Annotated in this window: 9 protein-coding genes; 7 read left to right on the forward strand and 2 right to left on the reverse strand. The window is 41.7% G+C overall.

Annotation, left to right across the window (positions count from 1 at the left end):
• Positions 1-206: 206 nt before the first annotated feature.
• The 3 genes from V7122_RS10370 (at position 207) to icmF (ending at position 5,417) form a co-directional block, all read left to right on the forward strand.
• A complete protein-coding gene (locus V7122_RS10370) occupies positions 207-1,346 on the forward strand; it encodes an acyl-CoA dehydrogenase (protein WP_335526603.1) in 1,140 nt (379 codons plus the stop codon).
• Between the two features lie 99 nt (positions 1,347-1,445).
• Positions 1,446-2,108 (forward strand): TetR/AcrR family transcriptional regulator, encoded by a 663-nt coding sequence (locus V7122_RS10375; protein WP_335484898.1) that lies wholly within the window; start codon positions 1,446-1,448, stop codon positions 2,106-2,108.
• A 42-nt stretch (positions 2,109-2,150) separates the two neighbouring features.
• Positions 2,151-5,417 (forward strand): fused isobutyryl-CoA mutase/GTPase IcmF, encoded by a 3,267-nt coding sequence (icmF, locus tag V7122_RS10380; RefSeq protein ID WP_335526606.1) that lies wholly within the window; start codon positions 2,151-2,153, stop codon positions 5,415-5,417.
• A 67-nt stretch (positions 5,418-5,484) separates the two neighbouring features.
• Here the strand turns inward: icmF and V7122_RS10385 are convergent, their stop codons facing one another.
• Positions 5,485-7,698, reverse strand: coding sequence for a M14 family zinc carboxypeptidase (locus tag V7122_RS10385; protein WP_335526644.1), 2,214 nt, complete (start codon positions 7,696-7,698; stop codon positions 5,485-5,487).
• Positions 7,699-7,895: 197 nt separating this feature from the next.
• Here V7122_RS10385 and V7122_RS10390 point away from each other — a divergent pair, with 197 nt between their 5' ends.
• From V7122_RS10390 to V7122_RS10400, 3 genes are all read left to right on the forward strand, one after another.
• On the forward strand, positions 7,896-8,078 hold the full coding sequence (locus V7122_RS10390; protein WP_335344259.1) for a hypothetical protein: 183 nt from the start codon (positions 7,896-7,898) through the stop codon (positions 8,076-8,078).
• 183 nt (positions 8,079-8,261) lie between these two features.
• Entirely contained in the window at positions 8,262-8,840 is a 579-nt protein-coding gene (gene rpoE, locus V7122_RS10395; RefSeq protein WP_438824045.1) for a DNA-directed RNA polymerase subunit delta, read from the forward strand.
• Between the two features lie 236 nt (positions 8,841-9,076).
• Positions 9,077-10,678: a CTP synthase gene (locus V7122_RS10400; protein WP_335344258.1), complete on the forward strand. Its 1,602-nt coding sequence runs from the start codon at positions 9,077-9,079 to the stop codon at positions 10,676-10,678.
• Between the two features lie 287 nt (positions 10,679-10,965).
• Here the strand turns inward: V7122_RS10400 and V7122_RS10405 are convergent, their stop codons facing one another.
• Positions 10,966-11,490 carry a DUF2529 domain-containing protein gene (locus tag V7122_RS10405; RefSeq protein ID WP_335526608.1) on the reverse strand — a complete coding sequence of 175 codons (525 nt, stop codon included), beginning with the start codon at positions 11,488-11,490 and terminating at the stop codon, positions 10,966-10,968.
• Positions 11,491-11,748: 258 nt separating this feature from the next.
• Here V7122_RS10405 and V7122_RS10410 point away from each other — a divergent pair, with 258 nt between their 5' ends.
• On the forward strand, positions 11,749-12,123 hold the full coding sequence (locus tag V7122_RS10410; protein ID WP_066296672.1) for a response regulator: 375 nt from the start codon (positions 11,749-11,751) through the stop codon (positions 12,121-12,123).
• Positions 12,124-12,325 lie beyond the last annotated feature (202 nt).

Here is a 12,325-nt window from a genome sequence, read left to right on the forward strand (position 1 = left end):
GGCCTCATCCAAAACGCTCGTCATGACCGCTTCATAGTGAGTGTTTTGAAAGGGACTCACCAATAAGGCTAACCATGACTGCTTCATAGTGCGTGTTTTGAAAGGATCTTATCTAAAACGCTAACCATAACCGCTTCATAGTGTTAATTTTCAAAGAAGCTCAACAATCATATCAACTACGCTAAATATAAATGGGGGACAGGGACATGAACTTTCAATTATCAGAAGAGCATGAAATGATTAGAAAAATGGTACGCGATTTTGCAAAGAATGAAGTGGCCCCAACGGCTGCTGAGCGTGATGAGGAAGAGCGCTTTGACCGTGAAATTTTTGATAAAATGGCGGAGCTTGGGCTAACGGGAATTCCGTGGCCAGAAGAATATGGCGGCATTGGCAGTGACTACCTAGCCTACTGTATTGCAGTTGAGGAGCTTTCGAGAGTATGTGCCTCAACAGGTGTAACGCTTTCCGCTCATACATCTTTAGCGGGCTGGCCGATTTTCAAATTCGGCAGTGAAGAGCAAAAGCAAAAATATTTGCGTCCAATGGCAGAAGGAACGAAAATCGGCGCTTATGGCCTAACTGAGCCTGGCAGCGGTTCAGATGCAGGCGGAATGAGAACGACAGCTCGCCTTGAAGGGGATCACTACGTCTTAAATGGTTCAAAAATCTTCATTACAAACGGTGGAATTGCTGATATTTATGTTGTTTTTGCTTTAACAGACCCGGCGGAAAAACATCGAGGTACGACCGCATTCATCGTGGAGGCTGACTTTGAAGGCTTCTCAGTCGGCAAGAAAGAGAAAAAACTCGGCATTCGTTCATCACCAACAACGGAAATTATTTTTGATAATTGTAAGGTTCCAGTAGAAAATGTGCTTGGCAATGTGGGAGAAGGCTTTAAAATTGCGATGATGACCCTTGATGGCGGACGAAACGGAATCGCCGCTCAAGCAGTGGGAATCGCACAGGGTGCCTTAGATGCTTCCATTGAATATGCAAAGGAACGCGTTCAATTCGGCAAACCAATTGCTTCTCAGCAAGGAATTGGCTTCAAATTAGCTGACATGGCAACAAGCATTGAAGCTTCTAGACTCTTAACCTACCAGGCTGCATGGCTCGAGTCTGAAGGACTTCCATACGGAAAAGAATCCGCAATGTCCAAATTATTAGCTGGAGACACAGCCATGAAGGTTACGACAGAAGCAGTCCAAATTTTTGGCGGCTATGGCTATACAAAGGATTATCCAGTTGAACGATTTATGCGCGATGCGAAAATTACCCAAATTTACGAAGGCACACAGGAAATTCAGCGCCTCGTTATTTCTCGTATGCTGACAAAATAGGCTCCTATCATTTATTCTATTAAAAAAAGGCTTAGCAGAGTTGAGCCTGGAAACCCAGTCTTAACTCTGCACCCCAATTATAGAAGGACGGTAGGTAAAATGAAAAAACGCGAAGTACAGGCGTCTGTCAAAGATGAACGCCTTGTTAAAAAAAGACGGGACCAGATGATCAAAGGGGCTGTGACCCTGTTTATTCAAAAAGGCTTTCATCGCACAACGACTAGGGAAATTGCAAGAGCTGCAGGCTTTAGCATCGGAACATTATATGAATATATCCGCACAAAAGAGGATGTATTATATCTCGTTTGTGACAGCATCTATGACCAAGTTAGCGACCGGTTGCAAAAGGATCTCAACACCGACCAAGGTACGCTTGAAAGCCTAAAGCTCGGGATTGCTGATTATTTTCGCGTTGTAGACGAGCTGCAGGATGAGGTCCTTGTCATGTATCAGGAAGTGAAATCCTTATCAAAGGACGCCCTTCCATACGTGCTGAAGAAAGAAATCGAAATGGTTGGAATGTTTGAGCAAATCGTAACGAGATGCGTGGAAAATAAAGAAATAGATCTAACCGAAGATCAGATTAAAATGATTGCCCATAACATTTTTGTGCAGGGGCAAATGTGGGCATTCCGTCGCTGGTCATTGAAAAAGATGTATACGCTAGACGAGTATATCCAGCTTCAAACGGAATTGCTTTTTCAAGGGATTAACCAAGCGGAATTATCGAAGCAAGACAACTCGCTAGTTTCAAAAATGTAAGTCTATTAAAGAACCTGCGTTAATACGAACAGGGGGAGAAAAATGAGTAATCCAGTAGTGTATAAGCCAAAGAATCATATTCGTTTTGTCACGGCTTCTAGTCTATTTGATGGTCATGATGCTTCCATTAACATTATGAGAAGAATCATTCAGGCAAGCGGAGCAGAGGTCATTCATTTAGGCCATAACCGTTCCGTGGAAGAAGTGGTGAATGCGGCTATTCAAGAGGATGTTCAAGGTATTGCGATTTCTTCCTATCAGGGAGGGCATGTGGAATACTTTAAGTATATGTATGACCTTTTAAAGGAAAGAGGTGCTTCCCATATCCGCATTTATGGAGGCGGGGGCGGCGTCATTATTCCAAAGGAGATTAAAGAACTGCATGACTACGGAATTGCGAGAATCTTTTCACCTGAGGATGGACGTCAGCATGGGCTTCAAGGCATGATCAACCTCATGATTGAAGAATGTGATTTTCCGACCTTTACACCAGAGGCTACAGAACAGATTGAAAAGCTTCAGGAAGGGAACACGAATGCCGTTGCTAAACTCATTACTTTAGCCGAGCACCATGTCAATGTTGAAAAAGAAACGGCAGCAGCACTTGATTCTGTTATGGAAAAAGTAAAATCATTGGAAAGGTCTGTCCCAGTTCTAGGAATTACAGGAACAGGCGGAGCAGGGAAAAGCTCATTAACCGATGAATTAATTCGCCGTTTTATCAATGAAATTCCTGAAAAGAAGGTTGCCATTTTATCAGTCGATCCGACAAAGCAGAAAACGGGCGGAGCCCTTCTTGGTGACCGTATCCGCATGAATGCGATATTTAATCCGCGTGTTTATATGAGAAGCTTAGCCACGAGAAATTCGAAAAGCGAACTTTCGCTTGCGATTAAGGACGCTATTTCGGTTGTCAAAGCAGCTGGCTTTGATCTAATCGTTGTGGAAACAAGCGGAATTGGGCAAGGGGATGCTGAAATTACTGAAATTTGTGACGTTTCGATGTACGTCATGACGAGTGAATTCGGTGCGCCTTCCCAGCTAGAAAAGATCGATATGATTGATTATGCCGATTTAATTGTCATTAATAAGTTTGAGCGTAAAGGTTCTGAGGATGCAAAGCGCCAGGTGCAGAAGCAATACCAAAGAAGCCGCATGCTGTTTGAAAAAGACTTAGATGAGATGCCTGTTTATGGCACGATTGCGAGCCAGTTCAATGACCCAGGAACGAATGCAGTTTTTTCGGCAATCATTGAAAAATTAAACGAAAAAGCCGGAACAGACTGGAAAACGAGTTTTTCCAAAACGGCCCTTGTTGAAAAACAAAATGTCATTATTCCGAATGAGCAGCGCTATTATTTACAAGAGGTTTCCGAAGCTGTGCGCAGCTATCATAAGAAGGCAGAGGAACAGGCTAATCTTGCGCGCAAGCTTTTCCAGCTTGAAGGAGCGATTCTTGCTGTTAAGGAGAAGGAGGCAAATGAGGAAGTGGTTGCTTCACTAGAAGCGATCAAGTCTACCGTTGAATCCAAGCTGACTGATGAAACGAAGAAAATCCTTGAAGGCTGGGGCTCTCTAAAGGAAAAATACGCAGGGGATCAGTTTGTCACGAAAATTCGCGATAAGGAAATTATCACTGTGTTAAAAACGAAGAGCCTTTCTGGATTAGCTATTCCAAAGGTGGCTCTTCCAAAATACAAGGATTACGGTGAGATTATCCGTTGGGTCTATAGAGAAAATGTTCCAGGCTCATTCCCTTATACGGCTGGCGTATTCCCGTTCAAGCGTGAAGGGGAGGACCCAAAAAGACAGTTTGCTGGGGAAGGAACACCGGAAAGAACGAACCGCCGTTTTCACTATTTGTCAAAGGATGATTCGGCAAAGCGCTTAAGTACTGCCTTTGATTCAGTCACCCTTTACGGAGAAGATCCGGATTACCGCCCGGATATTTACGGAAAGGTTGGGGAAAGCGGAGTAAGCATTTGTACATTGGATGACATGAAGAAGCTTTATGCAGGCTTTGATCTTTGCCATCCATCGACATCTGTTTCCATGACCATCAACGGCCCTGCCCCGATTATCTTGGCGATGTTCATGAATACAGCCATTGAACAGCAAATCGAGGCAAAAGGAAACGAGCTTGGCCGAGTTCTAACGGCAGAAGAATTCACAGAAGTCAGAGCGCGCACACTTCAAACCGTTCGCGGAACTGTTCAAGCTGATATTTTAAAAGAAGACCAAGGGCAAAATACATGTATTTTCTCAACTGAATTTGCTCTCCGAATGATGGGAGATATCCAGCAGTATTTTATCGACCAAAAGGTGCGTAATTATTATTCTGTTTCGATTTCGGGCTATCATATTGCGGAAGCAGGAGCGAATCCGATATCGCAATTAGCGTTCACTTTGGCGAATGGCTTTACGTATGTGGAGTACTATTTGAGCAGAGGCATGGATATTAACGACTTTGCACCGAATCTTTCTTTCTTCTTCTCGAATGGGCTTGATCCGGAATATACGGTTCTTGGCCGTGTCGCACGCCGTATTTGGGCGACTGTGATGAGAGACAAATATGGTGCGAATGAACGAAGTCAAAAGTTGAAATATCATATTCAAACGTCTGGACGTTCACTTCATGCACAGGAGATTGACTTCAATGATATTCGTACGACCCTGCAGGCTTTGATGGCGCTGCATGATAACTGTAATTCCCTTCATACGAATGCCTATGATGAGGCTATTACAACACCGACAGAGGATTCAGTGCGCCGGGCAATGGCAATTCAAATGATCATTACGAAGGAACATGGTCTCACGAAGAACGAAAATCCGCTGCAAGGGGCCTTTATTATTGATGAATTAACAGACCTTGTGGAGGAGCAGGTGCTTCAGGAATTCGAACGCATCAATGACCGCGGGGGCGTTCTCGGTGCCATGGAAACGCAATACCAGCGCGGAAAAATTCAAGATGAATCAATGCATTATGAAATGAAGAAGCATACTGGCGAGCTTCCGATTATCGGGGTCAATACGTATTTAAATCCGAACCCGCCGTCTGAAGAAGACATGAACAATATGGAGCTGGCTAGAGCCACACAAGAAGAAAAAGAAACACAAATCCAAAATCTCCGCAGCTTCCAAGAGCGAAACAAAGACAAAACAGAAGAAGCCATAAAACGCTTAAAGGAAACGGCTGTTACGGGCGGCAATATTTTTGCAGAATTGATGGAAACCGTCCAAATCGCAAGCCTTGGCCAAATTACACGTGCTCTGTATGAAGTCGGCGGACAGTATAGAAGAAATATGTAGGTTATTGTGAAAAAAGCCCGCTGAATTGGTTTCAGCGGGCTATTAAGATTTGTTGAATAAAATTCAGTTATAAATATATAGCATTGGCCAGTAAAGAATAAAGATAAGACGGATGCTGCCGAAATCCAATTTCCAAACCGATCAAAATAACACGATTGTCTTTTTCCGCTGTCATAACAGGCTGTCCCTGTGCCTTTTCGTAGCCTGGCCAATAACCGGAAATGAAAGAATTAGGAGCCTTTGAGTATGTGGCAACTACTTCAGCCCCTTTTGTATTCGTAAACCAAACGGGACGATAGACAAATCCTATGCTGCCGGATGAATACCCGTATGTGAGCGGGCTTTGTAAATAATTGATATTTAAAATGGCGTGGTTATTGGATTCGTCTGTTTGAATGCCGACCTTCGTTAAGCCCAAAGGTTTTTTGATAGATTTGGCTGCCCCTGCCCCAATTCCGATAAGTCGCCCGCCCCGTTCAATAAACGCTGTAATTGTTTCTTTGCACGCCGCCAGCTGTTCTTCAGATTTAAGGATAGCGTGATGGTAACGTGACGAAACCTTAGATGGAAGATAAAATAGTTGCTTTACACCACTGTAGATTAAAACGTCAATGTCTTTTAATTGGGCTCTATCTGTTAAACTTCTCGGGTGAAGTTCTTTTACTTGAAAACCCATTTCCTTTAGCGCTTCTTTTGTCCCAGCATGGGATTGTACATGGAATAATCCATCATCACGAATAATGGCAACCTTTTTTGTTCGTAAAAGAGTGGAGCTTTTAGCGGGTGATGCAGAGCTCAATGTGAGGCCAGTTCCTCTTGCTTGTTTCCTAAGCCAATTTTTATCCGTATGTTCAATGATAAATTCTCCCGACTTTGTGCACTTTACTGATATACCTTGTGATAATAACTTTTGAATAAAGGATATGCTTTCAACGGAACGGCTTTTAAGGATAAAAGGTCCAATTCCACTCACGTAATATCGCTTCACTAATTGTGAAACAGGTGTTGTTTTTACAGCTAATGAGGCTTTTACAGGAATGCACTCGGCACCCCAAAGAAGCGGCAAGCTCCATGAACTTAAATTTGTTATGTTTATTGAGCCCTTAGACAGGTTTTCTCCTGTCCATAAAAAAGTGTTAGCTACCACAGCTTTCGGCTGATTCATTGGTATGATAAAGGTGCCCTTTAGAAAGACTTTTTTTCCATAGATAAATCCTTTTTTAGCCATTTCAACTTTAACCCCATTTTTCATGAGGTGATCGATTACTTGATAAGCTGGAGATGCATCGTTCCTTGGGACTGGAAGGATATAAGCATTTGGAAAAAATCCGGCTGCTTGATGGGGATGGTGTCTTTTGGCACCGCGGTTAAAAAAGGTGATGATGTTTTGAAGTAACTCGGATTTTTGGGCTTGAACAAACTCGCAAGCTCCAAGCATGACATAATAAAGCCAGAGTAACCCGTCATTTCCTTCAGTAGGTGCCTCGATCGTCACGCCGATTGATCCATGGAGCATCGCGTACATCGCCGCATAATAGGCGCCATAATCATCCCATCCTTTTGTGCTGTCACGATAGGGAATATAAGCTCCAGACATGCCTTTATACCGATTAGATTTGAAGCTGTCTTTTCTATTTACAATATATGATTCAATGGATTGAGCCATAGGTAAAGCCCATTTTTCATATAAATCGTATTCATAGTTAGGATTATGTGGAGGAGTACAAGGCTCTATAAGGCCGATTTTTTTCGGATCTTTGTTCACGTAGCCATGAAGATCGAGAAAAACAAGAGGATTGCACTTGGCAATCAGTTGTGCAACAGCTTTTGTTTCTTTTTGGGACTGTGTAATAAAATCCCGGTTTAAGTCAAACCCGTTTCCGTTATACCTTGTTTGTTGCTCCCTGCCTTCTGGATTTGCACAAATGATGCATATCAAAATAATATTCTCTAATAGACGTAAAATATCCTTATCCTTCTTTATTGCAATTCGTTCGATCAAATGAAGTACCGCGTCTGTCCCAGATATTTCACTCCCATGAATGGAAGCATTAATCATGATCGGGATCTTCTTTTCGCTTTGCAAAAATTCTTCCGGGTTGGTGATCATCTGCTGAGCCTGGGTTTGACAAAACGCCAAATTATATGTGTTTGCATCTTTAGTAATAACGACACAATACAAGTTTAGGCCTGATGCTGTTTTTCCAATAGTCTCAAGCGAAAGAAACGGGCTTTGCCTGGCAAGTGACTTTAGTTTTTCTTCTATTTGCTGATAGTCCATCCCCAATTGCTATTCCTCCTTCTTGAACTTGTCATTACTAGTCTATTCTTGTAAAAAGAAGGATGATTAGACTCGTTAAATAGGAGAAATAACAAAATTAATTCAAGCTTATACAATTTTTCGCCAAATTCGATATAATCAGATTAGAACCGTAGAGCTGTCTGTGTCTTCAAGGAATTTAAACAGGATGTGGGAATGTGAAGCGAATTTTTGTTTTTGCAGCGATCATGGGGATTTGTATTGGATTTTATTACCTTTACCAAAAGCAGCTGGGCGCGATTCCTTTCTTTTTAATTTCGATTTTTTTCTTTTCACTCGCATATAGCCAGCTCTCGCAAAAAACGAAGGACTCAGCTAAAAATGAAAAAGATAATAGGTGAAAGATATAGCTAGCATAAACACCAAAATATTGTTTATAATGGAGAATATGTATTCTTGAGGGTGCCTAAAAACCTAGTTATAAATCGGTTCCCAAATCATCATTAATGCTAAATTACTGATTTTGAAAAGGCTGTTTATTTTTCGCTTTCTTAAAAAGCGTTACATAGTGAAGGGGCGTGCTAATGTTGAGTTTATATGAACTTACAAAAGAAGAATTGAAAGAAATGTCATTCATTGAAGTCACTTATGAACTATTAAAAGGCAGAAAAGACGCAATGGCATTTAAGGAAATAATGGATGAATTGACTACTCTTCTTGATCTTACTGAGGATCAAGTGAAATCGAAAATTGCTCAATTCTATACAGATTTAAACATCGATGGGCGTTTTTTAGGCTTAGGTGATAATCGATGGGGACTTCGTGTATGGTACCCAATTGAGCAGCAGGAAGAAGATGTCGTAACAGAGATCAAGCCGAAGAAGAAGAAGGCGAAGAAGGCGAAGGACGAGGACGATCTAGATCTTGACTACGATGATCTTGACGATGAAGATATCGATTATGATGATATCGATGATGACATTGATGACGAATTTGAAGAAGAGGAAGATGACATCATCGAAGAGGACGACTTGATCGATGACGAAGATCTAGAAGAGGACGAAGACCTGATTGACGAGGATGAAGAGTATGACCTTGGAGATCAGGATGAAGATATAGAAGAAGATGAAGACCTTGATGTAGACGAGGAAGATTTAGATTAATCTTATATTCATATAAGTTTCGGCCTGCCATCTTGACTTTTTTTATATAGGCTTGTAGAATACTTTTTGGGCTCCTTAAAAAGGAACGAATCATTAGACGCGTATAGCGCTCCCTTACTTGTTAAAAGTAAGTGGAGCGCTTTTTATTTTTTTGCGAAGGCATTAAATAAAATTCATTATTTTTATTCATTAATTAAAGAAGAATATGCACAAACTGTAATGAGGGGGAAATTATAATGACAAAGTATATTTTTGTAACAGGTGGCGTAGTGTCATCACTTGGAAAAGGGATTGTCGCAGCTTCCCTTGGACGTCTTTTGAAAAATAGAGGATTGAGCGTAACGATTCAAAAATTTGATCCTTATATTAATGTGGACCCAGGGACGATGAGCCCCTATCAGCATGGTGAAGTGTTCGTAACAGGTGATGGCGCGGAAACGGACTTAGACTTAGGTCACTACGAGCGTTTTGTTGATGTGAATTTAACTAAATACAGCAGTGTGACGACCGGGAAAATTTATTCCACTGTACTTAGGAAGGAACGCCGCGGTGAATACAATGGCGGAACCGTTCAAGTGATTCCCCATATTACAAATGAAATTAAAGATAGAGTTTTCCGTGCGGGACATGAAACCAATTCAGATGTCGTGATCACCGAAATTGGCGGAACGGTAGGAGATATTGAGTCCCTTCCATTCCTTGAAGCGATTCGCCAAATAAAGAGTGACATTGGCCGTGACAATGTGATGTACATCCATTGCACATTAATTCCTTATATTAAAGCGGCTGGGGAAATGAAAACAAAGCCTACACAGCATAGTGTAAAGGAATTAAGAAGCTTAGGGATTCAGCCAAATGTAGTAGTAGTCCGCACAGAAATGCCGATTTCTCAAGAAATGAAGGACAAGCTTGCTTTATTCTGTGACATTGATAAAGAAGCGGTTATCGAATGTAGAGATGCGGACACTTTGTACTCTATTCCGCTTGCACTTCAAGATCAAAACCTTGACAGCATTGCCTGCAATCATTTGAAGCTTGTTTGCGGCGATGCCGATATGACGGAATGGAAGCAGCTCGTTGAAAAAGTAACCAACCTCTCTAAGACAACCAAAATCGCGCTTGTTGGAAAATATGTTGAGCTTCAAGACGCCTACATTTCCGTAGTAGAAGCATTGAAACATGCTGGATATGCACATGATTCTGATATTGATATTAAATGGATTAATGCCGAAGAAGTGAATGCAGAAAATGTTTCAGACCTGCTAAACGAAGTGGATGGGGTTCTTGTCCCTGGCGGATTTGGCGATCGCGGGGTTGAAGGAAAAATCCTTGCGATTCAATATGCCCGTGAACATAAAAAGCCATTCCTCGGTATCTGCCTAGGCATGCAATTAGCATCGATAGAATTTGCCCGTAACGTATTGAACTTAAAAGGGGCACACTCTGCAGAAATTGATCCGTCTACGAAGCACCCAATTATCGACCTTCTTCCTGAACAGAAGGATGTGGAGGATTTAGGCGGAACGTTAAGATTGGGCATTCAGGCATGTAAATTAAATGAGAATACAAAAGCTTATGCCGCATATCAAGATGAAGTGGTCTATGAGCGTCATCGCCATCGCTATGAGTTTAACAATCATTATCGTCAGGAAATGGAAGATTCAGGCTTTGTCTTCTCTGGCACTAGCCCAGATGGACGCCTTGTCGAAATTATTGAGATTAAAGACCATCCATGGTTTGTGGCATCCCAATTCCATCCTGAGTTTATTTCAAGACCGAATCGTCCTCAACCTCTATTCCGTGACTTTGTTGGGGCGGCATTAAATCATAGTAAATAATAGAAAAAGAAGACTCCTGAGTATCAGGCCCCAAGTGTGGGGACTGGTGCTTCGTGTGGAGTCTTCTTTTTTTTGATGGGTGAAGGAGTAGAGTGTAGTGTAGGTTTGTTCAATGTAAGCGTTAAGTAGGGAGGAGAAGCAATACACTAACATAGGAATGTTCAATGTATGCATTTATGAGAGAAATAGAAAAAACGGTAACTATGAATCATACATAATTACCGTCCGGCTAAATTCGCAGATAGGGCACTACCAATCAACCCCACACCCACCGCAAATAAATTCCTTTACTCATATTCCTCCAAAATTTCTTCCAAAGTAAATTTGATCCCGTAATAGACAAATAACGCAGCCATGGATGAAGGATAGCAAAATCGGTTACCTGTTTCATCTGGCAGCAGTCCCTTTGTAAGCCTTAAATCAATATGTACATCGGCCAAATCAGCTAGGCCGTGACCTTCCTGAACAGTGGAAATGCCCACAAATGGAATCATCTTCTCGGCAAGAATTCCCCCCATTTTCACCGCTTCTTCATCTGTAGAATGACGCGAGATAATGAGAAATCTGTCTGTCTCTGATAGCTCATCCAAAGGACGGTCCATTGGCCAGATCGCCGCATTTTTCAAGGGCTCTTGCCCTTCGGTTGCTTCATAGGCAATAGCATTCATCTCATTGGCCCCAAAAATATAAATATTCCCGTTTCCGACAGCCGCCTGGGCCAGAAGTCTAGCACTGTCTTCCATCGAAAATTCTTCTTTTTCCTGGATTCTTTTAAACAGCCCGGTAAGCTGTGTAGAAAACATTTTTAGCATCATGTCTCTCCTATCGCTATTTAAAGATTCGGTATATCAATTATATGAAATACAAACAAAAAGGTAAAATCGGATCCATATTAGTCATGTAATCTATAGGCTTTTCAAAATAAAAAATAACTCCAGCAAGCAAATTTTTTGAAGAGGGAGGAATTTTCAGTCATCAAATAGAATTAAATAGAGGGGGAATTCTAATTGGGTAGCTATAATAACAATCAAATGACAGAATTTTTGAGACGAAGGGAAGAGGTGGGTTGATTGAAGGGGAAAATATTAATCGTTGATGATCAATTTGGTATTCGCATTTTGCTGAATGAAGTTTTACAGAAGGAAGGCTATGATACATACCAAGCTGCAAATGGGATTCAGGCACTTGACATTGTCTCCAAGCATTCACCTGATCTAGTACTTCTCGATATGAAAATCCCTGGCATGGATGGGATTGAAATATTAAAGAGAATGAGAGTGATTGATAAAGAAATTCGTGTCATCATTATGACGGCATACGGTGAGCTGGATATGATTCAGGAAGCACGCGATTTAGGCGCCTTAACGCACTTCGCAAAGCCTTTTGATATTGATGATATTCGGGCAGCCGTTAAGAAGTATGTGCCAATAGCCAATTCATTTTAACAACCAGCCTGTGGGCGATCAGCGGCAGTAACATTTCTGCACGCTATTGCTCACAGGCTTTTCTTATCTAGCCCCGTTTTCTCATGAAAATTCATTCCGGGTAATAGCATTTCTTTAGCTGTTTTGGTATGATACAAATGAATTCCATTGGATCGGTTCCGTTTAAGCAGGAGAGTACATAAACGCAAGTAACAAGGGAACA

This window comes from Bacillus sp. JJ1532 (assembly GCF_036965085.1).
In the GTDB taxonomy this organism is placed as follows: Bacteria; Bacillota; Bacilli; order Bacillales; family Cytobacillaceae; genus Cytobacillus.